General features: G+C 61.3%; 20 protein-coding genes. 7 read left to right on the top strand and 13 right to left on the bottom strand.

What is annotated here, in order from left to right:
- The 4 genes from kdpC to kdpF form a co-directional block, all read right to left on the bottom strand.
- On the bottom strand, positions 1-609 hold the full coding sequence (kdpC, locus tag K7W42_RS18575) for a potassium-transporting ATPase subunit KdpC (RefSeq protein ID WP_224576532.1): 609 nt from the start codon (positions 607-609) through the stop codon (positions 1-3).
- 11 nt (positions 610-620) lie between these two features.
- Entirely contained in the window at positions 621-2,663 is a 2,043-nt protein-coding gene (kdpB, locus tag K7W42_RS18570; protein ID WP_224576531.1) for a potassium-transporting ATPase subunit KdpB, read from the bottom strand.
- Entirely contained in the window at positions 2,660-4,351 is a 1,692-nt protein-coding gene (gene kdpA / locus K7W42_RS18565; protein WP_224576530.1) for a potassium-transporting ATPase subunit KdpA, read from the bottom strand. Before kdpA ends, kdpB begins: the two co-directional genes overlap by 4 nt.
- 85 nt (positions 4,352-4,436) lie before the next feature.
- The gene (gene kdpF, locus K7W42_RS23330; RefSeq protein WP_224576550.1) at positions 4,437-4,517 is read right to left on the bottom strand and encodes a K(+)-transporting ATPase subunit F; all 81 of its coding nucleotides are present in this window, start codon (positions 4,515-4,517) and stop codon (positions 4,437-4,439) included.
- A 241-nt stretch (positions 4,518-4,758) separates the two neighbouring features.
- Between kdpF and K7W42_RS18555 the strand changes: the two genes are divergently transcribed.
- Together K7W42_RS18555 and K7W42_RS18550 are read left to right on the top strand one after the other, a co-directional pair.
- Entirely contained in the window at positions 4,759-6,183 is a 1,425-nt protein-coding gene (locus K7W42_RS18555) for a sensor histidine kinase (protein WP_224576529.1), read from the top strand.
- The gene (locus K7W42_RS18550; protein WP_224576528.1) at positions 6,180-6,815 is read left to right on the top strand and encodes a response regulator; all 636 of its coding nucleotides are present in this window, start codon (positions 6,180-6,182) and stop codon (positions 6,813-6,815) included. The genes K7W42_RS18555 and K7W42_RS18550 overlap by 4 nt, the downstream gene beginning before the upstream one ends.
- Positions 6,816-7,259: 444 nt before the next feature.
- Here the strand turns inward: K7W42_RS18550 and nucS are convergent, their stop codons facing one another.
- The 3 genes from nucS to K7W42_RS18535 form a co-directional block, all read right to left on the bottom strand.
- Positions 7,260-8,030: an endonuclease NucS gene (gene nucS / locus K7W42_RS18545; RefSeq protein ID WP_224576527.1), complete on the bottom strand. Its 771-nt coding sequence runs from the start codon at positions 8,028-8,030 to the stop codon at positions 7,260-7,262.
- Between the two features lie 2 nt (positions 8,031-8,032).
- Positions 8,033-8,236 carry a hypothetical protein gene (locus tag K7W42_RS18540; RefSeq protein ID WP_224576526.1) on the bottom strand — a complete coding sequence of 68 codons (204 nt, stop codon included), beginning with the start codon at positions 8,234-8,236 and terminating at the stop codon, positions 8,033-8,035.
- 66 nt (positions 8,237-8,302) lie between these two features.
- Entirely contained in the window at positions 8,303-8,863 is a 561-nt protein-coding gene (locus K7W42_RS18535) for a hypothetical protein (RefSeq protein ID WP_224576525.1), read from the bottom strand.
- 123 nt (positions 8,864-8,986) lie between these two features.
- Here K7W42_RS18535 and K7W42_RS18530 point away from each other — a divergent pair, with 123 nt between their 5' ends.
- Positions 8,987-9,352 carry an HU family DNA-binding protein gene (locus K7W42_RS18530; protein WP_157461665.1) on the top strand — a complete coding sequence of 122 codons (366 nt, stop codon included), beginning with the start codon at positions 8,987-8,989 and terminating at the stop codon, positions 9,350-9,352.
- A 417-nt stretch (positions 9,353-9,769) separates the two neighbouring features.
- On the opposite strand, the gene K7W42_RS18525 is transcribed toward K7W42_RS18530, so the two are convergent.
- Together K7W42_RS18525 and K7W42_RS18520 are read right to left on the bottom strand one after the other, a co-directional pair.
- Positions 9,770-11,005, bottom strand: a complete 1,236-nt coding sequence (locus K7W42_RS18525; RefSeq protein WP_157461664.1) for an aminopeptidase — start codon at positions 11,003-11,005, stop codon at positions 9,770-9,772.
- A 229-nt stretch (positions 11,006-11,234) separates the two neighbouring features.
- Positions 11,235-11,612, bottom strand: a complete 378-nt coding sequence (locus K7W42_RS18520) for a response regulator (protein ID WP_224576524.1) — start codon at positions 11,610-11,612, stop codon at positions 11,235-11,237.
- Between the two features lie 160 nt (positions 11,613-11,772).
- Between K7W42_RS18520 and K7W42_RS18515 the strand changes: the two genes are divergently transcribed.
- From K7W42_RS18515 to K7W42_RS18505, 3 genes are all read left to right on the top strand, one after another.
- Positions 11,773-12,051, top strand: a complete 279-nt coding sequence (locus tag K7W42_RS18515; RefSeq protein WP_157461662.1) for a hypothetical protein — start codon at positions 11,773-11,775, stop codon at positions 12,049-12,051.
- Positions 12,052-12,465: 414 nt separating this feature from the next.
- Entirely contained in the window at positions 12,466-13,617 is a 1,152-nt protein-coding gene (locus K7W42_RS18510; protein ID WP_224576522.1) for a hypothetical protein, read from the top strand.
- Between the two features lie 346 nt (positions 13,618-13,963).
- Complete coding sequence (locus tag K7W42_RS18505) at positions 13,964-14,173, top strand: hypothetical protein (RefSeq protein WP_157461660.1); 210 nt, start codon at positions 13,964-13,966, stop codon at positions 14,171-14,173.
- A gap of 37 nt (positions 14,174-14,210) precedes the next feature.
- Here the strand turns inward: K7W42_RS18505 and K7W42_RS18500 are convergent, their stop codons facing one another.
- A complete protein-coding gene (locus K7W42_RS18500) occupies positions 14,211-14,612 on the bottom strand; it encodes a hypothetical protein (RefSeq protein ID WP_157461659.1) in 402 nt (133 codons plus the stop codon).
- Positions 14,613-14,764: 152 nt separating this feature from the next.
- Positions 14,765-14,989 carry a hypothetical protein gene (locus K7W42_RS18495; RefSeq protein WP_157461658.1) on the bottom strand — a complete coding sequence of 75 codons (225 nt, stop codon included), beginning with the start codon at positions 14,987-14,989 and terminating at the stop codon, positions 14,765-14,767.
- A gap of 586 nt (positions 14,990-15,575) precedes the next feature.
- Between K7W42_RS18495 and K7W42_RS18490 the strand changes: the two genes are divergently transcribed.
- Positions 15,576-17,042: a family 43 glycosylhydrolase gene (locus tag K7W42_RS18490; protein WP_224576520.1), complete on the top strand. Its 1,467-nt coding sequence runs from the start codon at positions 15,576-15,578 to the stop codon at positions 17,040-17,042.
- Between the two features lie 210 nt (positions 17,043-17,252).
- Here the strand turns inward: K7W42_RS18490 and K7W42_RS18485 are convergent, their stop codons facing one another.
- Positions 17,253-18,482, bottom strand: a complete 1,230-nt coding sequence (locus tag K7W42_RS18485) for a glycoside hydrolase family 64 protein (RefSeq protein WP_224576519.1) — start codon at positions 18,480-18,482, stop codon at positions 17,253-17,255.
- Between the two features lie 244 nt (positions 18,483-18,726).
- Complete coding sequence (locus K7W42_RS18480; RefSeq protein ID WP_224576518.1) at positions 18,727-21,696, bottom strand: ATP-binding protein; 2,970 nt, start codon at positions 21,694-21,696, stop codon at positions 18,727-18,729.
- Between the last annotated feature and the right edge of the window lie 127 nt (positions 21,697-21,823).

The following is a 21,823-nucleotide window of genomic DNA, read 5'->3' as shown; positions in this document are numbered from 1 at the left end:
TTACCGTCCTGCATCCAGGGCGAGGTTCAGTGTCAACACATTGACGCCCGGTTGACCCAGGCCCAGAACCCCCCGCTCGGTGTGGGACTGCACCAGCGTCCGCACCTGATCGTCCGTCATTCCCCGTGCTTTAGCCACGCGCGCCACTTGTACCGCAGCTCCGGCGGACGTGATGTGAGGGTCCAGGCCTGAGCCAGACGCCGTCACCAGGTCCACCGGCACCTGCGTGACGGGGATGCCCTCCCGCTGCGCAATACTCTGCGCGCTGGCCTGAATGCGTTCACGTAGGGCTGGATTGCTCGTTGCCAGATTACTGCCCGAAGCATTGACTGGATCATAACCAGCACCCGCTGCACTGGGCCGCCCGACAAAATACTGGTCGCCCGAAAACGACTGGCCAATGAGACGGGAACCTACCACGGTGCCGTTCTCCTCTATCAGCGAGCCGTTGGCTTGCCTAGGGAAAAGGGTGCCCGCCAGGACCGTCGTGACTAGGGGGTAGAGCAACCCAGCCAGCAGCAACCAGATCAGCGAAAAGCGGAGCCAAGCTAAAAGACCGGGTTGATGACCACTGGAACTTAAGGATGGGATCTCTGTTTGCAGGGTCATAACCTCTCCTTTCAAGCGCCAACCAGGCCCAGCGCCAGGTCAATGAGTTTGATGCCCACGAAGGGCACGACCACGCCGCCCAAGCCGTAGATCAGCAGGTTACGGGCCAGTAGGGTGTCGGCCGATCCGGGGGTGTAGCGCACGCCTTTCAGGGCCACTGGAATCAGCGCGGGAATCACCAGCGCGTTAAAAATGACCGCCGACAGGATGGCGCTTTCGGGGCTGCGCAGGCCCATCACGTTCAGGGGCGCCAGGGCGGGCAGCTGCGCGGCAAACAGGGCCGGCAAAATAGCGAAGTATTTGGCCACATCGTTAGCGATGGAAAAGGTGGTCAGTGCGCCCCGAGTCATCAGCAGGCCCTTGCCGATTTCTACCACCTCGATCAACTTGGTGGGGTCGCTGTCGAGGTCAATCATGTTGGCCGCTTCTTTGGCCGCCTGAGTGCCGCTCTGCATGGCTAGGCCCACGTCGGCCTGAGCCAAGGCAGGCGCGTCGTTGGTGCCGTCACCCATCATGGCGACCAACTTTCCGGCGGCCTGTTCATCCCGGATCATCTGCAGCTTGTCTTCCGGGGTGGCCTCGGCCAGAAAACCGTCCACGCCCGCTTCTTTCGCTATGGCTTCAGCGGTGAGGGGATTATCGCCCGTGATCATGACCGTTTTCAGTCCCATGCGGCGCAACTGCTCAAAGCGTTCGCGCATGCCCGGCTTCACCACGTCCGACAGGGCCACCACGCCGAGCAGCCGCGCGTCCTCAATAACGACCAGTGGCGTGCCACCTGCGCGGGCCACCTCATCCACCAGGGGCCGCAGGGCCACGGGCACCTGACCACCGCGCTCGCCCGCCAGACGCATGAGCCGGTCCGACGCCCCCTTGCGGATGCTGGTACCGGCAAAATCCACGCCGCTCATCCGGGTCTGGGCGGTGAACTCCACGAACTCCGCTCCAACAGGCGTCTCAACCGTGACACCTTGCTGCCGGGCCAGGGTCACAATGCTCTTGCCTTCGGGCGTGGGGTCGGCCAGCGAGGCCAACGCTGACACCCGGGCCAACTCCTCTTCCGTGACCCCGGGGAGCGGCGCAAACCGCGTGGCCTGCCGGTTGCCGATGGTGATGGTGCCGGTCTTGTCTAGCAGCAGCGTGTCCACGTCGCCGGCCACTTCCACGGCCTTGCCGCTTTTGGCGATCACGTTGGCCTGCAAGGCGCGGTCCATGCCCGCAATGCCGATGGCCGGCAGCAGGCCGCCGATGGTGGTGGGAATCAGGCACACCAGCAGTGCCACCAGCGTCACCACGTTCACCTCGGCGCCCGCAAAGCGCGACAGGGGGAGCAGGGTGGCCACCACGATCAGGAACACCAGGGTCAGGGCGGCGAGCAGGATGCTCAGGGCGATCTCGTTGGGGGTCTTCTGGCGACTGGCGCCTTCGACCAGGGCAATCATGCGGTCCAGAAAGCTCTCGCCGGGCTGCGAGGTCACGCGAATCACGATGCGGTCCGACAGCACCCGGGTCCCGCCGGTCACGCCGCTGTGGTCGGTGCCGGCCTCGCGGATCACGGGGGCGCTCTCGCCCGTGATGGCGCTTTCGTCCACGCTGGCCAGGCCAAAGATCACCTCACCGTCGCCGGGAATCATCTCGCCCGCCTCGACGACGATCAGGTCACCGCTCGCCAGCTGGGTGCTGGGCACCACTTCCTCACGGCCACCCATGCGCCCGTCCAGCAGGCGCCGGGCGGGGGTATCTTCACGCGCCGAGCGCAAGGTGGCGGCCTGCGCCTTGCCACGGGCTTCAGCCAGCCCCTCAGCAAAGTTAGCGAACAGCACCGTGAACAGCAGCAGCACCGTGATGGCGAACTCGTACCCCCAGGGCTGGCCGGTGGCGGCGCTACGGACCGTCAGGATCAGGGTCAGGACGCCGCCCAGCAGCACCACAAACATGACGGGGCTTTTCACCATGGCGCGCGGGTCAAGCTTGATGAAGCTGGCGCAGAAGGCGTTGAGGAGAAGGTCTGGAGAGAACACGCTGTTCTTCTGCGGAGCCGGCTGGGTAGTCATCGGGGGCCGTCCTGGGTGGTCGATGAGGGGGCGGACAAGGTCAGGTGTTCGGCCACTGGGCCGAGGACCAGTGCAGGGGCAAAATTCAGGAGTTGCAGCAGCAGCATGACGCTCAGGAGCATGCCGGCGAAGACGGGGGTATCCACCCGCAGCGTGCCGCTGGTCTCGGGCGCGGCCTTCTTCGCGGCAAGGAAACCGGCAATCGCCAACGGCCCCAGGATGGGCAAGAAGCGGGCGAGAATCAGAACCACCGCGCACGTAACGTTCCACCACGGGGTGTTGTCCCCAAGCCCTTCAAAGCCGCTGCCATTGTTGGCAAACGCCGAGTTGTACTCGTACAGCACCTGCGACAGGCCGTGAAAGCCAGGATTAGAATTGCCGGTCACGCTGGGCAGGGCCAGGGCAGCGGCAGTACATCCCAACACCACCAAGGGTTGCAGCAGGATGATCAGGGAGGCGACCTTGATTTCCCGCGCCTCAATCTTGCGGCCGAACAGTTCGGGAGTGCGGCCCACCATCAGGCCTGCGATAAAGACGGTCAGAATCACGAAGACAAGCATGTTGATCAGGCCTACGCCAATCCCGCCGTATACATCGTTCAGGAACATGCCCAGCTGCGGGACCAGGCCGCCCAGGGGGGTAAAGGAGTCCAGCATCGCGTTGACACTGCCACTGCTGGTCTGCGTGGTGATGGCGCCCCAGAGCGCTGAAGCGTCGGTCCCAAACCGCACTTCTTTGCCTTCCATATTGGGGCCGAGGGCAGCCAACCCAGTGAGGGCGGCATTCGGCTGCCGCTCGGCCAGGACGGCGCCCAGCGTCAGGCCAGCGGACAGCAGGCTCATGACAGTGACCAAGACCACCCCGAAACGTGGTCGGCGCAGGAACAGGCCAGTGGCCACCACCAGGGCAATGGGAAACAGGATGATGGAGATCATCTGCAGCAGATTGGCGAGAGGGGTGGGATTTTCCAGTGGAACGGTCGAGTTCGGGCCGTACCAGCCGCCCCCATTGGTGCCCATCTGCTTGATGGCTACCATGGCCGCCACCGGGCCGACCGGGATGGTCTGGGTCGTAACGGTCTGCCCTTCAACTGTCACGGGCTGAAGAAGCTGTGCCGTCTTGGCCCCATCGAAGGTACTGGGCACGCCTTGCCAGGTCAGGAGGACGGCAAGTACAGCGGAGGCGGCGGTCAGCAGCGCGGCGCCGCGCGTGACATCCAGATAGTAGTTGCCAACGTTGGTCTCGCCGCGCAGCCCACGCAAGACCGCGAACAGGGCGGCCATCCCCACCGCTGGGGTCACGATTTGTAGGGCAGTGATGCCGACCAGCTGCGAGAGGTAAGACAGGCCATTCTGACCGCTGTAGTGCTGCTGGTTGGTGTTGGTGATGAACGACGCGGCCGTGTGCAGTGCCGTGTCCCAGCGCAAGTTGGCAATACCGTCGGGATTAAGGGGCAAAGCCCCTTGGAAGACATAGATCAGGTAAGCGGCGAGACCCAACAGCAGGTTGGTTCCGAGCAACGCGGCGCCGTACTGCTTCCAGGTCATTGTCTGCGCTGCATGAATACCGCTGAGGCGCAGGAAGCCGGCTGTGAACCGTGAGGCCGGCGCCGCAAAGATCCGGGCGATCAGGGCGCCGAGTGGAAGGGCGAGCCCGATGGCACAGAAGTAAGTCAAGAAGATATCCATTACAGCTTCTCCGGAAGACCGAGAAATGCAGCGGCCGCCCCGAACAGGGCCAGCAGCACTAGACAACCAAGAATGAGGCCCATCGTCAGAACTTTTCGGCGCGGAGGAGGGCGTAAAGGAGGTAGGCTGCCAGCGCGACCACCAGAATCAAAAGCAGAAAGTCCATACTGTGAATTCTTCTTGCCAGACCGCTTGACCGGTATGGTTCTTTTGGCCAATCGAATGGCCAAATGGCCAGTGGTGGACGGGCGCAGGAGTCAGTAGGCTGCCCAAGAGCGGAGTGCTGAGCCACGACCCCTCCACCACTTATGTCCACCTTTTCCCACTGGCGCTTCACACCTCGGTCTTCTCCTAAGGGTGCGAGATTTCGTCTAGGTCAGCGTGGCTTACTGGCCGTCACCCTGCTGTTGATTGCCCTCATTACTCTGCTGGACATCCTGACGCCCGCTTCTCTGGTCGTCGCCACCCTGCTGAGTGCGCCGCTGGCGCTGGCCGCCCTGGGCCTCTCGCGTTCCACTACGTTTGTGCTCCTCGGCTTGATCTTGGCGAGCAATGTGATTGCTGGGTGGATGAATGCCCTGCGGGACGGCATGAGTACAACAGACCTCGGCAACCGCTTGGTCAGTATGCTCGCCGCAATTCTTGTGGCCGGCCTCACGCTGCGGGCCCGGCAAGTCAGCCTGCAGGCGGCACAATTGGCCGAAGAAGAGCGCCGTCTGACCCGGGAGCGAGGCCTGCGAACACTGGTGGAAGCGGTCAGTGGGCCATTTGGACAGGCCGAGTTTGTCTCACGCGCAGCGGAGGCGCTGCGGACGCTTGCCGGGGCTCAAGTGGTCGAAATCGGCAGTGTGGACCGGGCGATGCTGCGCGAGCCGCACGCGATCAGTCCGTCTGATGGGGTGTCGCGCTTAGGGACACGGCTTTCACTGGAGGCCCTGACCCAGCCGGCTGGAGTGGGTCCAGTCTGGGCGGTCTCCGGGGGCGACGTGCTGCTGGCGCGTCTTTCCCGGCCGCTGGAAAGCGATCTGCTGCTGCTGTTGACCCGCCCAACGGCACCCCTGGACGTGGTGCAGGAGGCAGTTCAAACGCTCCAACCTCTGCTGGACCGGACCGCTTTGTTAGACGACATCCATGCCCGGCAAGCCCAGCTCCAGGCCAGAGGGGAGGTGCTTCAAGATCTGATCTACGCTTTTTCCCATGACCTGCGCACGCCACTGCTGGCCAATGCTGTGAACATCCGGTCGGCCCTCAAGGGGGCGTACGGCCCATTGCCGGACGCTTACTGCGCGACGCTGCGCAACGGTTTAGAAGCGAACGCGACCTTACTCTCGTTGGCGGATCAATTGCTGCTGGTGGCCAAATACGAGAGTGGCGAGACCGACGACGAGGCGCAGAGTGTCAATCTGCGGGAGGTCATCCTTGGTGTTCTCGCGCAGCTTCAAGGGCCTGCGGCCGACCGAAGTATCACTTTCGAGACTGAACTGGAGGGCGTGACGGTGCCGGGGCGAAAACACGATGTGCGGCGCGCGGTTCAAAACTTGTTGGAGAACGCCCTCAAATTCAGTCCAGCCAATAGTGTCATTCGAGTGACGCTTCAACACGAGGGAGACGAAGCCGCCCTCCGAGTGCTCGACCAGGGGCCTGGCGTGCCGCCGGGCCGGGAAGCCACGCTCTTTCAGCGCTTCCGTTCTGGGGGGGCGGGCGGCGGAACAGGGCTGGGGCTCTATCTGACGCGCCGGATTGCTGAGGGGCACGGTGGGCACGTCACGTACCACCGGACCGTCCGGGCCCAGAGCGTCTTTACCTTGACCCTGCCGCTGGAGACCTTATGAGCTCAGACACAGTTCGTGTGTTACTGATTGAAGACCATGCGTTTACCCGAGATGGCCTCCGGGCAGCGATTAACTTAGAAGCGGATATGCGGGTTGTGGCGGAGGCGCGCAGTGGAGAGGAGGGCCTTGAACTGCTCGCTGCAGAAGGTGTAGTGGACGTAGCAGTCGTGGACATCGGCTTACCGGGGATAGACGGCATTCAAACCGCTGCGGAAATGGCGCGGCGATACCCGGCGGTGCGTGTTGTGATGCTGACGGCCCATAACTTGCGGGAGGAGGTGTTCGCGGCGCTGGCGTCTGGGGCCGCCGCCTACTGCCTCAAGAATGCCGATCCAGAGCTGTTGCTGCTGGCTATTCGGGCGGCGGCGGCTGGGAGCGCTTACTTGGACCCCCAAGTGGCCCATCATGTGCTGGGCGGGATTCGGGCCCCACAAACAGCGTCACCGCTCACGCCACGGGAAACGGAGGTGCTGCGGCTGATCGCTGATGGGCAGGGCAATAAGGAGATTGCGCTTCAACTGGGCGTCAGCGTCAGCACGGTCAAGGTTCATGTGCAAGACCTGCTGGTCAAGCTCAAGGCGGCAGACCGGACCCAAGCAGCAGTACAGGCCCTGCGGCGCGGCTTACTTTAGTTTCGTGATCTCTGCCGCGTGGCACCTCGACCGTACGCTCATTGGCTCACTAAATTACGACCTCCGAGATCTGACCTCTGTCCACAGAGCTTGCGCGAATGGACCGACAGAGCTGAAGCCTCATCGCGCCTCGAAGCGAATCAGGCAAAGGCTGCTCTGCGTTTTAGAAGTGACACCTGAGATTGACCTTCAGTGTCGCTAACGTCTGCACTACGGCCTCTTACTGGCTTCCCTCCCAGGCAGGGCGGCTGGTCAGGACTTCGTCCACCCCCAGAAGAGCGGGCGACCTTCCACAAGTGGGTAACGCTGAACGCACACGCTGCGCCGGTCACACCACGTCAAGAAGCCCAGCCCAACGGTTTTAGTAGAAGACGAGGCGTAGAGCCACCGCCCACCAGGAAATGACCATCGACCTTCCTGAAGATTGAGGGGACGCGAGTGTCTTCAGTCAAACAGCGAGGCCTGGACAGGGGAAGCTGTCGTCACCTGCGGCACCTGCACCACCACAAACTCCAAATTCCGGTCCTCCAGTTCCAAGCGCGCTGGACCCGTAATGTCGGGCGCCGCCAGAATGCCCCGCACCTCCACTGTCCGGTGCGTGCGCAGCAGCATCTCCTCCACCGACCGCACGTAGCGTGCCAGCTGCGACACCGCATCCTGCGTCGCTTTCCCCCGCTTCAGCTCCACAACCACGTACCGGCCCTGTGCATCCTGCGCGTACAGGTCAATACCGCCCGAGGACACAGGCAACTCCCGGTTCAGCACCCGCAAGCCTGGCTCAATCAACTCCGGCTGCCGCGCGAGGAGCTCCTGAAGCTGCTTCTCCGACCCTGACAGCACAAAGCCCGCCGGCTCTCGGATCTCCAACGCCTGCGCCACCTGTGGTTCGAGCCAGATGACCCGCACCAGCTCCTGCGGACTGCACCGCGCGGCCACCAGGATGCACCGCCCGTCCTCCACAAACGCCGTCAGCTCGTCCGTTTTCGGCTGCCAGTTCATCGGCTTCACGCCCTTGGGGGCGTGGACTTGGACGCTCCCGTCCGGCTTGATCAGCAGCAGATAGGCGCCGACATCCGCCGTACTGGCGGCGCGCCCGTGATACACCACCTCCGCGAGCCCAGCCACCTGAATCAAGCATTCCCGCGTCCGCAGGTGTCGAGTCAAGAACGTGGCCAGCTCAGCCGGCGCAGGCGACAGCAGTTGCTCACGCAGCATGCTCAGGCCACCACACCCGCTGGTCGGGGCAGCAGCACCATCTGCAACCCATCCGCGGTGACCGTACACCCCACCCGGTCGCCTGAGCGCACCCCAGCGGGCAAGCGTACAAGCGGCCAGATCTCCTGACTCTCGTCTGGCAGCAACACGGTCGTCAAGCCGCCGTTGATCTCCAGCACCTCCATGACCTCTTCCGCCTCGAACACACTCAGCAGTCTGGCAGATGGCGCACGCCCGTCCGCCGTCCAGGCACGATTCGGGCCTCGCGGCCTTCACTCCGCCTGGTGGCGCGCTCCTGCACTTCCCATCTGCCGCAGACGGGCGCCCTCAGGGCGCGACTGGAAATCAACTCGCGCCGCTTCCAGCAGCGGCGTCCAGTGCGCCCACGGATCACTGAGCGTCCGCCCCATACCGCGTCCAAAGACCATCGCAGGCGTGTGCCCTTTCAACCTGCGCTGACCGACCTGCATCCAGTCACGGCCTGCAGCCGTCGCTGTGGTGGGAAACAGGATGGTGGCCAGTTGTTCCAGACACGCCACCGGTGCCATCAGCCGCTCAAGGCGGTACCCGCGCTCACACAGGGCTTCCCACATCTCTGGAGTGAGCGTGAGCAGGCTCCGCATCAGGCCGGCGCCGTACTGGCGGCCCAACGCTTGATACCGGGGGGCCATGTCCAGGAGAGGCGCTGGCGGCACCGGCAGGAGACAGGCGACGACCTGACCGTCCCGAACGATCTCGAAGCCTTGCCCGGCCTGCACCTGGCGGAGCACCGCCTCCCAGTCCAGATGAGCCGTCGTCTGATCCAATCGTTGAAGCGGGCTGGTCTGTGTCACAAGGCGAAACTGGAGCAGGTCAAGCCAATACTACAGACGCGCAGGGAGAGCGGCACTGCATTGAGGCTTCCGGCACGCGCCACCCCTTGCACGCTTACCCTCCGGCCCTGCACACTGACGCGCATGACGAAAAAATCAACGAAGGCCCCCGCCAAGACACCTGCCGCCAAAGCCGCTGCCCCGAAAGCGGCCACGGCGGCCGCCAGTGAGTCCACGAAAGTCGGTAAGGCCCAACTCGTGAACCTGGTCGCCGAACGCACCGGCCTCACCCTGAAGCAAAGCGACGCCGCCGTCGTGGCCGCCCTGGACAGCATTGTGAATGCCGTCAGAGCGGGTCAAAGCGTGGGTCTCGCTGGCCTGGGCACCCTCAGCGTCAAAGCCACGGCGGCGCGCACGGGCGTGAAACCCGGCACGAGCGAGCGGATTCAGATTCCCGCCGGCAAGAAGGTGAGTTTCAAGGTCGCCAGCACCCTCAAGGGCACGCTCTAACCCACTGGCTGTGCGCGCCCCAGGGCATCGTCCCTGGGGCGCTTTCTGGTTACCGGCACAGGCCTAAGCCGGAACGATCCGAGCCTCGTCCCAATACCGCAAGAACGTCTCCACCTGCTTCAAGAAGCCCTGAAAAGCTTCCGCACACGATTGGTGCGGAGTCAGAGCAAAAATCGATGCCCTACACAGTATTTTCCGAGATTAAGGAATCGAAAGGGCCGCTGTGAGCGATTCTCTGGGCGCGTCCCAGTTCAGCTTTACACCTTCTAGGACAGAGTGCAGAGCCGATAGAATCGACGTTTTTCACCTCTCAATTTCAGAGGCCCCATTTGGGACAAGTGGGACGAGGGCTGAGCGTACAACAATTGGCAAATTGTGTCGTCAGGCCAATCAGCAACCAGAAGGACGCACCTCGCGTCAGAACGCCCAGCGGCCTCCCCGTATGAGCGGCTGACGCGAGCCGTCCTCTGCGATGCCGTCGACCTCTACATCCGCACTGCCGATCATGAAGTCCACATGTGTGAGACTGTCGTTGCCGCCCAGTGCAGCAATCTCCTCCAAGTTCAACTCAGGACCGCGCTCAAAGTTTTCGCTAAACGAAAATCCGAACGCCAGGTGACAGGCGGCGTTCTCGTCATACAAGCTGTCTAGGAAGAGCGTGCCCGTCCCTGCAACTGGTGACTGAGTTGACACAAGGGCGACTTCCCCCAAATACCGAGCCCCCTCATCCGTATCGAGCGCCCGCTGCAGCGCCGCTTCGCCCTCAGACGCCTGGGTAGAGACAATACGCCCATCTTTGAAGCGCACTTCAAGATCCCGCACTAGTGTGCCCGACAAGCTCAGTGGCTTGGTGGCACGGACCGTGCCGCTGACTTGCGTGCGGTGAGGCGCTGTAAACAGTTCCTCTGTCGGAAGGTTCCCAGCGAAGAAGATGCCCGCGGGGGTCGGCGACGCGCCGCCGACCCAAAGGTGCGTGTCAGCCAGACCAACGTTCAGGTCTGTGCCTGGGCCACGGAAGTGCACTGTGCGGTACCGGCGTTCGTTCAGAATCTCAGCACGCCGCGCTAGGGCCTGCAGGTGGTCCCGCCAGGCCTGGACTGGATCAGGCTCGTCCACCCGGTTCGCCGTAAAAACATGGTCCCAGAGGCGCGCCACCGCTTCGTCTGCCGGCAGCGCTGGAAACACCCGGCTGGCCCAGGCCGCACTTGGCGCTGCGGCGCGGCACCAGGCGAACGCGTTCCTACGCATCAGCTCAGTGAAGGGCCGCAGCGGCCCCTGACGGCCCAGACGTTCCCGGTCAATCAGGTCCGGATCGATGTCGGCCAGCAAGGTCGGATCGTCGGAAGTCACGTGCAAAAAGGCGTCGCCACGCTCAGCCGTTTCACGCCAGAGGTCCGCGCGCCACTGCGGGAAGGTGGACAAGGTTTCCAGGGCAGCGTGCTGGAAGCGGACGCGGGCAGTGAGGGCATCGTTCCAGATCACGTTGACAAGAGGCGCGCCCGCCTGATAAGCGTGCTTGGTGATCAGGCGCGCCAGCGGCGCACATTCGAGGTCAGTGCTGATGAGCAGACGTTGCCCAGCTTGAAGATTGACCCCGATGTAGACAAGCAGGGCCGCGTAGCGGTTGAGGCGTTCTTCAAAAGTCAGGGGCATAAGGCCACACCATAAGTGCTGGCTTGCCGAGCCTGCTCGTGGGTATGGCCTACCGTACCCTCCCTGAGATGGCCTACAGAACCTAGGGTCCACGCACCTGAACGCTCTTGGGCACAAGCACCAACGCCCACACAATATCGTTTGACCTCTCTGCGCTGTCGTGCGTGTCGATCCTTCACTTGGGCAGCCCACTGGCCGCTCGTATTGAATTCAATCGCACAGACGCTGGTCAAGCCGGAACGATGCGGGCCTCGCCCCAGTAGCGCAAGAAGGTCTCCACCTGCTTCAGGAAGCCCTGAAAGCTCGCCGCTTTGACCAGGTACGAACTCGCACACAGCGTGTACGCCGTGCGCACATCATCCCGGTCCCCAGAGGTCGAGAGCATTACCACCGGAATCGGCACCAAGCGGGGGTCCGCTTTCAGCGCCTGCAGCACTTCAAAGCCGTTCATGCCCGGCATGTTCACATCCAGCAGGATCACATCCGGCAGGGCCGCGGCAGTCCTGAGGTGAGCAAGGGCGGCCGCGCCCTGCCCGAAGACCTGGAGTTCACAGTCTGGACAGAGGTCACCGAAGGCCTCTATCGCGAGGAGCTGGTCATGCGGCATTGTCGTCAACGAGAAGGAAGCGCCGGGGCGTGACCATACCCGGCCAGCATAAAGGCTTCCTTAAGATACAATGAGCACATATCACAGTGTGAAGAGCGCAGGAGTTACTCACGCTGATGTCCAGCACGGCCTGGCAACGCGCAGGGCTACACTGCCCCAGATGAAGTGGCATTGGCTGCCCGCCGGCGCACGTCACGCTCGGCTCGCTGACGGCGACACCGCCGACACGGCGTGGACCCTTGAAGAGATCATGGGTGAGGCCGATGCCTCAGCGCCCGAGCTGGACTTGGTCTGGTTGATCGGCGGCAACGGTGCGGTCGGCCTTGCGCAGGGGAATGTCTATTTCAGGCCTCACCGCCCCGGTGTCGCGCCCAATGGTGTGGACCGCGCGTTGGCTGATCGCCTGGCCAGGCGCGCGGAATGCCTGCACAAAGGCTGAACTCGGGCAAGCCTTGAAGTCGTGCGGTCCAGCAGGCGGTCGTTGCGCAGCACAAAGCTCGCAGGCAGCGCGGCCATGATGGGCAGGGCAGCCGGGCGAATTCACTCCGCTGAGAGGCCCGCTGGCTGAGCAGCAGATGCAGTGCCCAGGGCGAGCAGAGCGGCAGACGACAACAGCAGGTTCATGGCCTGATGATGTCCCAGGGGCAGAGGGCTCGGGCGTGCGGTGACGACTGACCATGAACCGTTTGCGGGGACATGGCGTACACTAGACTTGGCCGCCTAGACGCCTATGCCCCCCGCAGTTGCACGGTGAAGTCCAGGCTGATGATTCTGACCTCTGCGCCCTCCTGGGCGGTGGCGGCTGGCAACGCGGGGACCGGCCGCCCACACGCGCCCAGAAAGGGACACCGCGATGCACGACCACTCGGCCAAGACCGTTGCCCAGGCCCTCCGTACTTACCTCACTGCCCACGGCCTCAATCCCCTCGGCCAGCAACGCGCCCTGCAGGTGATTGCGGCCCTCCACGGCACCGACTGGAATACCCTCAGCGCCCAACCCAGCCGGCCCCGCCTCGCGCCACCCGCCGACGCGCAGGCCCTGCAGCGCGCCCTTCGGCATTACGACGTCGACGTGTCGTCCAGCTGGGCCCAGGCAGCCATTGCCCACTTGGATGGCCAGCGCCCTGACTCCGTCGCGCAGTTGCCGGTATCGGCGCCCGTCACTGACCCCGTGCCGCTGGCCATTCCCCTGCTGGACCGCGACACGGTGTACCGGGCCGTCCCCAAATACCAGTCCCACCCCATTTACATTGATCGCCGGTCTCGCCTCACCACCCCCTGGCCCCTCCTGCCGCTGCCCGAACAGGTCAGCCCCGCCCTCCGGCAGCAACTGTGGCGAGCACACCTCCTGGAATGGACCCCGGAAACGGGCCTCCTCATTGACGGTGCTGCCCCCGTCATGTCCCTCCCGACCCTGGGACCAGGCCCCCTGAACGAAACCATTAAAGCGTGGTTGAAGACCCTAGAGAATACCGCCCCGGACCGTACGACCACCTACGAAGAGAATGGCCCAGCGCGGCAACTGATCCGACTCACGGTCCCCCGCTTGCTGGAGGTGCCCGCGTGCTTGACCTACCAGGCCCAGTCCGCGTACGGCCGCAGCCTCATGGCCGACGCCCGGCGCAACCTGACCCTCAGTTACGACGGGGCCACCACTTATGCCGCCCAGGCTAAGCGGTATGACGCCTTCATCACCGAGTGTGCCCTCGACGGCCGGGGCTCCAGGGCCCTGCGGTCTCACGAGATCCACCGTCTGACGGACCAAGAAGACCAGGTGCTGAGGGCTTTCCCCGATCGGCGGCCGCGCATCCGCGACCACAGCAGATACTGGAAAGTCGCGGCCACTGGCCAGCTCGTCTTGACGTATGAGCCGTACATGGTGATGGGGGACCCAGAGATCCAAACGGAAGCAGACGCGTTCCGCCAGACCGGCTGGACCGTGACGGTGCGCCGCGCAGCGTATGCCCCTGGGATTGCCATGATCATGCTGGGTGCGCCGGCGTGAAACGGTCAGCAATATCCGTGCGTTCAGCACGGCGAGCGATCATGCTCCAGAAGACGCGATGACCCCCGCGCCCATCTCGACTGCCGCCTCTACCGTGCTCAACTTCATGCGCCGCCGACCGCTGGATTGGTGGCGCAGTGCCGGTCAGGACCGCATCTGGTCGGACGCCGCTTATCCACCGGCGAAGGCGATGTAGCTGGTTCGAGCAGGCCTGTTGGCGTTGCGGAACTTTACGGAAGATCGCTAGCTCGGCTGATAGCGCCGAATTGACCTGAACAGCCCAGCATCCCACCAGCCGTCAGGCTGGGCCACGGCGCCCTGCGCCCAGCCCGCGTAGGCTGACCCTATGGCTCGGCTGATCTTAGAACTGACGAACGACACCCACCTCACCTTTGAAGCCTCGGACGACTGGGTCACGCAGGCCGCTCAGCGAGCTCGATCCGTCCAAGGGGAACACAACCGCATGTTCTGGTTCACGGACCCAGCTGTGCGCCCGAGTGCTGGCAGCGTATCCGGCATCCTCATCCACCAGGTCAAAGAAGACCTGGACACCTGACCGGACAGCCGGCCTGTAAATGAGCAGGCCGGCTGGCTCATGGCGTTGTGTATCGCCCTTGCTCCAGCACTTGTGCCGCCCGCTCCGCCCGGACCAGGGCGCGGTACTCGCGGCCGAAGAACCAGGACCCCAGCCCAAATACGGCCAACACGACTAACAAGGTCGACCAGCGGTACATCCACCGCCGCGCCACACCATGACCCACCCAGCCCAGCAGCAGCAGAATTAGGCACCCAACAGCCACCACGAAGGCCAAGTCGCCTGCCGCTGTCTCGGCTGGACTGTTCCACCACGCGTTGAAACCTGAAATCGCGGCCATGAGGAACGCGGCGCTGCCCACCAGGGTCACGACCATTGAAAAGGCGGCCAATGCGCCGCAGCCAGGATCCTGCGGCGCATCCGGCTTCTGGCCCTTTCTGTTGCTCGCCTGCTCCGGCATGCCCTCATCCTGCCTCGCCGGTCACCGTGATGCACGCTGATGTGCCTCAGGCATGCAAAGAGGATGGACGGGCTGCTCCGAGCCGTCCCTGTCTCCCCTGCCGGCAGCACACACTGAGGCAGGGAGAGGCGGCGCTGCACAGGGCTCTGCGTTCAGTCCTCTTCCCGCTCTGGCACATTGTCTAGTTCAGGTCGGTTGCTCATGCGAATCCACATCACTAAGACAATGGCGAGCAGCAGCGGCAGCGTCAACGTCAGCCAGGCCTGTGGTTCGCCCGCCGCCGCTCGCTCCACGAGCAGGAAGAGACTCGGCCCAGGGCTGTCGCCCAAGATCGACACGTCAGGGGGTGGTGCGGGGTGGGGAGCAGAGGGTGCCATCCGTCCACGATGCCCTGCGTAGGGGTGACGTGACGCCTCGGCACGCAGGACGCAGCTGGTCTAGCCAGGAAACGAGCGGACCGACCACGTGAGGAGGGTGCCCAGAATGAAGAGGGCAGCCAGGGCGGTGAGGATCCTACGCTGCTCCCCAGTCCGGGCTCGGTGCCACAGCAGGAGCACGGCAGCCATTCACCCCAAGCTGCACTGTGGTCAAGGCCTCAGGCGTCGCGGCACGCAGCAGGCTGGGGAGCGTGAACGAGGCCGGCAGACTGAAGCCCGCATTGAGCCCCGACGCGAACAGAAAAAGGCCCCCGTACACCTGCGCCGACCGCTGCTGTACCCGTGGCCGTGCGAGTGCCTGATGTGGCGCGGTCACCTCCGGCAGCGGCCTTAATGTGCCCCAGACGGCAGATGCGTGACACCGCTGTTGGCCGCTGATTGACAAGACTCAGGAGCATGTTTACCTTGTGAACGCTCACCACCACATCTCGTACAGCAGAAGGAGCTTACTCTGTGAGCCCTTGACCTGCATCTACGCCTGAAGCCGGTGTTCTCCAGCTCAGACCGTCCCCCTTGAGAGGCAACCATGAAACGCTGGCTTTCACCCATCCTGACTCTTCCACTGCTCCTAGCTGCCTGTGCCCAGCACGCCGCCGGGCCCACTTCTCAGCCGCCCGAGCCACTGCAAGGCCAGAGCACCCTCGGCCTGACAGGCCAGCTTGGGGCGCATGACCCGACACTGTTCAAAGCCGGATCAACCTACTGCGTCATGTCGACGGGTGTCGGGAATCCTACCCATCCGGGTGGCGTGTTGGTCCACCGCTCGGACGGCGGCCTGACAGGTGCCTGGAAGACACTGGGTGCTCTCCCCACGCCGGCTTGGGCTGTCACAACCTACCGCGCAGAAAACATCTGGGCTCCCGAAGTGGTCTATAACGGCAACGACGGGAAATACTACATGTATTACGCAGCGTCGCAATTCGGAACGAAAAACTCGGCCATTGGCGTGGCCACGAGCACCAGTCCTTGCTCAACCGGCGGCTGGACAGACCGAGGCCCTATCCTCAGGTCTGGAAGCACCACCGATCACAATGCCATTGACCCGTCTGTCCATTGGGACAGCGCCAGCGGATGGTGGATGGCCTGGGGGTCATTTTTTGGTGGCATCAAGCTGCAGCACATGAGCAGCATGACCACCTTCGACGGACCCGTGTATACCCTGGCCAATCGTCCTGGAGTGGCCAACAATCCGGTGGAGGCGCCTTCGATCGTCAAACGGGGGAACTATTACTACCTCTTCCTGTCCTGGGACAAATGCTGTGCGGGAGTGAACAGTACCTACAAGACGGTGGTGGGCCGCTCCACGAGGATCACGGGGCCGTATCTGGACAAAAATGGAGTTCGACTGGATCAAGGAGGAGGAACCGTCATGATGGGGCCCCGGGCGAACAAGCTTGGCCCGGGTGGCGGTGACGTCTACGTCGAGAATGGCAACATCTACTTCGCGCACCACTTCTATGATGCAGGAGAGAACGGCGCCCCCAAACTGGACATCAAGCTGTTGGAATGGAACGGCCACTGGCCCTACACCAGTGAATCGACCAACGGATACGCCCTCGCGAACGGCGGCATCTACCGGCTGGTGAACCAGGCTAGTGGCCTATGTCTTGACGTTCAGAATGGAGCAGCGAGTCCGAGTGCGCAGCTCCAGCAGTGGGGCTGTAATGGGCTCCCGGCTCAGAACTTCCGTGTGGAACAGATGGACGACGGCTTCTACCGCCTGCGGAGTGTCCTGGGCAATCAGGACCTGTGCCTGGACATCACTGGTGGCAGCAGCACGCCAGGGACGGATGTGCGGCTGTGGAACTGTAACGGTCAGTTTGCCCAGAACTGGCACCTGGAGGACATGGGCCAGGGCTATCACCGTGTGGTAGGCCAGCAGACCCGCCTGGCCTTGGACAGCGTCAATGCCAGCACCTCTGCAGGAACAGAAGTCCGAACCTGGGGCCTTAATGGTTTGGCAGCACAGAACTGGCGCCTCGAACGCAGATGAGGGGGGACTTGATCGCTCCTGGTGCGTGTTGAGCCAGGACGGTGTTCGCGGTCAGCAGCTCAAGCACCTTGGCGACCACCATATGGTCCTGTATCTGGTCGCCCTCCTGTTGCTGCAATGGCTGCGCCTGGCGCTGGAGAACAGAGGATGTCGTAGATTCAAACCATAACTATTGGCCGTGAAGATATAATCTCACGGAAAAGCTACGATCTACCAGCCTACTCGTAAGATGAGACCTTTGGGATCCTTCACCTCTTGGTAAGCAGCCTGCTGATTAAAATCGTCATAGGCGAATCCGTAGGCCAGCCCACCTATTGCCTGCTTATGCCAAAACTGCGCGTAAGCATTTGCGGGTGCCGTTGAATAATACTTCGCTGGAATCTTCCATGCACCTACGTCTTCATAGACTCCTCGGTTGAGCCCTGCACAACCGCTCGGATCCTCAGCCAAAGGCCCATTGCACAACAGAACATTTTGCGTGCTTGGTTTGGACTTCTTTTTCCAAACACGCTGTATATAGTTGTCAAAATATTTGGCCTGTGCTCCTCCCTCTCGGAACGCGCCGTGGATAGGAGCGACAATTCGGTAAGGCGCTTGCTGTCTTCCTAAAGCCTGGAAGGGCTCAGAAACTTGAGAGAGATACGCATCAAAAATCTGTGCTCGACTCACGTCCTCCCGTTCGCCAACAACCTGATCATATGTGCCATTTCGATTCACAAGTCGATGTTGAAGCGGAAAGCCAAATCCGTCCACACGAGTAGTGTTTCCATGGTAACCGCTATCGTCTATAGTAAATTCAATAAAATCGAAATAAACATTGATATTGGGATCAGAAGGATTGTCTATATTAGGCCCAGCAAAACCTGTATCAAACGTCTTGATATAGCAAGGACTACCAATACAGATATACAGTCGTCCAGATGTAATCTTTGGTATTTCTATCCAATCAATCTCACTCGTACGATGATAGATGTTCGCGAAGTTTGTACCGTTTTTACTCAGATGTCCGTTGGCATCATTGAGCGATCTTGAAAGAGAACGCAGTATCCCTCTCTTGTCCAAGTAGCTCCAGCGCCCATTCGATGGATTGATGCCCAAAATGCCCCAGTAAATATCACCGTTAGAGTAGTGTCCATTCGTTCCATTCATGATCTTCATGCTGATACTACCCTTACCTGTTGCCAAGGGAATATTGGATGCAAGAATGCTCCTGATGCTTTCGCTTTTAAATGCCTTATGGGCATCAAATTCCTCGACCTCATTCGTCTGACCTTCTTGGCCTGAATTTGCACTGCTCGACTCATTGTCTGATGATGAGCTGTCCACGCCCCCATCAGGAAAAGCATCTTTGACGCCTTCAGGGCTAGGCGCTGAAATCTGACTTGAGCAGGCGTTCAGGAATAGGGTCACAGCAATGATTGATAGAGTTAAATTCTTCACTTGTAAAGTATGTAATTTGTAGTATGAAGTGTATGCAAAAATCGATTTACGACTTTGACTACGTGTTGGACAGTTAATCTCTCGCTACACACTTCATACATTATAGGCCAGTCACACAGATATTTCAGCTTTCTCATTGAGAGAAGACAATGAAGTTTGGAACTTTAAATCAGAGAGGTCACTCATTGATCTCTAACGGTGACAAACATGCGGATATCCATTACAACAGAACGATCTGTTCTTTTCAGATGTGCGTCTTGGCAGCCTCTAGCTGTTGGCGCTGAGACCGCCGAGCGGGAAGAGTGAGGAAATACGGAAGCACAGCGCCTAACCTCTGACCCAAGCGCTGAGCCTCATCCCAGTGCGTTTGCGCCCTGTGCTGATGGCCCAGCCGAAGATGGGTATCGGCCAGGCCATGTAAGGCCAGCCAGCACGCTGGCCGGTGCCCATCTGCCGCGTCCGCTTCTGCCACAATTGCCGCGAAGATGGTCTGCGCCGCCGACCAGTCACGTCGCCGGAGCGCCAAGTGACCTAACCCAAGCCGAGCCATGTGTTCTCCTTGACGGTTCCCAGAATTTCTGGCCGCCTGAACATCCCGCTCGAAACACTCCTGCGCTTCCGGTAAGCGATTGAGAGCACTGAGGACAAAGCCACGGGCATTCACGTTGTCACGCACGGCGAGTCGGCCTTCTGAGCTGAACGTTTCATCGGCCCGGTCACAGTAATCAAGGGCCACTTGCAACGCAGACGAACGGTAGCCTGGACTCACTTGAAGCAGTTGAAGCAGCGCGAGGGCATTGAAGCAGGTGCTGGCATGTGGACGATAGCCTAAAGTCGTGAACATATGGAGGGCAGCGTGAAAGCACTGCTCAGCCGCATCCAACTGCCCGCGAAGGGTATGCACTTGCCCCATCAGGAGGTGAAGATCAGCGCGATTAAACGTGGCTCCCATTTGCTTGGCGAGAAATAACCCGCTTTCAAGATCATTTTGAGCGGCTGCTCCGTCGCCCTTGGCCAACACAACGCTAGCGCGGCGTCTGAGCATAGTGGCCAGAGGTGCAGGACGGCCCGTCTTTACAACGGCAGCGTAGAGTTCATCCATGAGGGCAGCGTGCTCAGCGTCTCCGCGCTGCTGGACCGCGAATTCCCGAACGTACAAAGCACACATGATGTTGTATTCATCCCCGGCGGCCCGAGCAGCAGCCAGAGCGTCCCCAACCGGCTGGGTGCCGCTGTACATCGCGAATGCTTCTGCCGTGATCAGGCCCCACGCGTGTGCTGCAGGCTCTTCTTTCACATAGGGCAGGAGCGAAAGGATCGTCGGCAGTTTCACAGCAGCCAGTCCCCGGTTATTCCACTCACGGTGGAGATTACGCGCCAAATACATGGCAGAGAGGTAATCAGCTCGGGCGGTTGCGCTGTCCAGTGCCGCAGCGAGATTTGGATACTCTGAATGGAACCAGTCCTGCCACTCCATTTGACGCTGACCGTCCAGCTGCTCATAGAACCCCGTATTTGACTGCTTGAGGAAGAAAGCGGCATGCTTCTCCTCTAGTGTTCGCTGCGCCACAAGGTTTTCGCTTAAATATTGACGAGACAGTTGCGCGATCAACGGGTGCTGACTGAACCGACCAGTCACGTCAACGCGGATCATCGACGTATCAACAAGGCCCTGTAGATCTTGAAGCGTCGCGCCGACCACAGCGGCTGCTGCAGCAAATGTGAAACCACCATGGAACACAGCCAATGCAGCAAGGACTTCCTGTTCTCGGGGCGTGAGGCGCTCCCAGCTTTGTTCTAAGACCAACCGCATACTCTGATGTCGCTCAGGCAGATCGCTCATTGGCGCACTCGGGAGGCCCAAGATAGCCTGTACATTCCCCAAAATAGCTTCTGGGGTCAGCGTGCGAATCCAATTCGCAGTCAGCTCAACCGCCAGCGGTAGACCGTCCACAAACGTGCACACCGCCTGCGCGTGTTCTAGGTCAAGGTCCGTGAATCGGTACACTGGGCGCACCCGCCGAGCTTGACCAATGAACAGAACAAGTGCGTCACTCATGGTCTGGCCTGGACGCGCTTCAATAAGCAAACCGCTTAATTCGAAGGCCGTTTCTGCTCGGAGTGCCAGGCGCTGTCGAGACGTGACCAGCACCTTCAGTTGAGGGCATTGCCGCAGGAGTTCAGAAATGAGAGAAGTTGCACCATACAAATGCTCGAATTGGTCGAGAACGACGAGAGCAGGGCGTTCGCGCAGGGCCATGACCACCACATCAAGCGCAGATCGGCCGGGCGAAAGTGGGGCACCGAGGATCCGGGCGACATAAGGCAGTATGTCCTCTGGCTGCTGGACTTCTCCTAAAGCAATCCACCACACCTGACTGTGGTAGATCTGCTGAGCCCGCTGGGCCACTTGAAGAGCCAGGCGCGTTTTCCCTGCACCGCCGATCCCGAAGATGGTCAGGAGCCGCACCTCTGGCAGATGAAGCGTTGAGTGAATCTGCTGCAGTAATTCCTGATGCCCCAGAAAGGGTGTGATTTCTTCGGGGAGATGAGGTCCAGGAAAGGCAATGAACTCCAGTTCAGCTGTGGGGGGAGGCCCCTCGATCTCCAGCCCGAGTGACCGGGCCTCACGGCTTACCAAGCCGGCATGCGGGCTATGACAAAGCGTCAGGAGGCGGTGCATGCGGCGCAGATCGTGCTCATCCCGAGGTGGAAGTCCAGGCAGGAGCCAGGCCGCTTCGGCGTGCCGAATCGCTTCGTTGATTCGGCATTGCCCTAACAGAGCTTCTGCGTCGTGAACAAGAATCTCCCAGAGTTGTTCAGCGATGGATTCTCGGGTGTCGATCAACCATTCTTCGAGTTCTGGTCCTAGAAGCGTGAGGGCGATATGGGTCAAGAACGGCTCTTGGTACAGCTGGAGAGCTTCACTCGCCCGCTTGGCCTGAATGTGACTGAGAAGCTCGGTCACATCGCTGCTGCACTGCACAGTCAGGCGATCGCCCCGTTCAATAATTAATCCGGGTGCGGCCTGGCGCACGAGGCTGATGAGGACACGGAGATTGCCAGCGGCACTGGTACTGTGCGGCCAGAAGAGGGCCCGCAGCCGAGCACGGCTGGTAGGCCCTTCGACAAGGAGGTAGGCGAGAAACAGCAGATGACGCGGTGCAATGCGTGAAGTTGACAGGTTCGTGCCACCCAGCGTGGTCAAGTACATGGTGTTCTCCATACCAAGAAATTAGTAGAGTGTAGACTCTAACAAATAAATTCAAATATTTCATATGAAGATGTCTTTTAAGTCCAGACACTATTCCATATCTTAATATAGCCATATCAATGTAGAG

This window comes from Deinococcus betulae (genome assembly GCF_020166395.1).
Lineage (GTDB): Bacteria > Deinococcota > Deinococci > Deinococcales > Deinococcaceae > Deinococcus > Deinococcus betulae.
This window is presented reverse-complemented; position numbering and strand designations above follow the sequence as displayed.

Excerpts from the sequence above, each read along its gene's own strand:
- kdpC (WP_224576532.1), bottom strand. The coding sequence starts at position 609 with ATGACCCTGCAAACAGAGATCCCATCCTTAAGTTCCAGTGGTCATCAA.
- kdpB (WP_224576531.1), bottom strand. The coding sequence starts at position 2,663 with ATGACTACCCAGCCGGCTCCGCAGAAGAACAGCGTGTTCTCTCCAGAC.
- kdpA (WP_224576530.1), bottom strand. The coding sequence starts at position 4,351 with ATGGATATCTTCTTGACTTACTTCTGTGCCATCGGGCTCGCCCTTCCA.
- kdpF (WP_224576550.1), bottom strand. The coding sequence starts at position 4,517 with ATGGACTTTCTGCTTTTGATTCTGGTGGTCGCGCTGGCAGCCTACCTC.
- K7W42_RS18550 (WP_224576528.1), top strand. The coding sequence starts at position 6,180 with ATGAGCTCAGACACAGTTCGTGTGTTACTGATTGAAGACCATGCGTTT.
- nucS (WP_224576527.1), bottom strand. The coding sequence starts at position 8,030 with ATGCTGCGTGAGCAACTGCTGTCGCCTGCGCCGGCTGAGCTGGCCACG.
- K7W42_RS18530 (WP_157461665.1), top strand. The coding sequence starts at position 8,987 with ATGACGAAAAAATCAACGAAGGCCCCCGCCAAGACACCTGCCGCCAAA.
- K7W42_RS18525 (WP_157461664.1), bottom strand. The coding sequence starts at position 11,005 with ATGCCCCTGACTTTTGAAGAACGCCTCAACCGCTACGCGGCCCTGCTT.
- K7W42_RS18520 (WP_224576524.1), bottom strand. The coding sequence starts at position 11,612 with ATGCCGCATGACCAGCTCCTCGCGATAGAGGCCTTCGGTGACCTCTGT.
- K7W42_RS18515 (WP_157461662.1), top strand. The coding sequence starts at position 11,773 with ATGAAGTGGCATTGGCTGCCCGCCGGCGCACGTCACGCTCGGCTCGCT.
- K7W42_RS18510 (WP_224576522.1), top strand. The coding sequence starts at position 12,466 with ATGCACGACCACTCGGCCAAGACCGTTGCCCAGGCCCTCCGTACTTAC.
- K7W42_RS18505 (WP_157461660.1), top strand. The coding sequence starts at position 13,964 with ATGGCTCGGCTGATCTTAGAACTGACGAACGACACCCACCTCACCTTT.
- K7W42_RS18500 (WP_157461659.1), bottom strand. The coding sequence starts at position 14,612 with ATGCCGGAGCAGGCGAGCAACAGAAAGGGCCAGAAGCCGGATGCGCCG.
- K7W42_RS18495 (WP_157461658.1), bottom strand. The coding sequence starts at position 14,989 with ATGGCACCCTCTGCTCCCCACCCCGCACCACCCCCTGACGTGTCGATC.
- K7W42_RS18490 (WP_224576520.1), top strand. The coding sequence starts at position 15,576 with ATGAAACGCTGGCTTTCACCCATCCTGACTCTTCCACTGCTCCTAGCT.
- K7W42_RS18480 (WP_224576518.1), bottom strand. The coding sequence starts at position 21,696 with ATGTACTTGACCACGCTGGGTGGCACGAACCTGTCAACTTCACGCATT.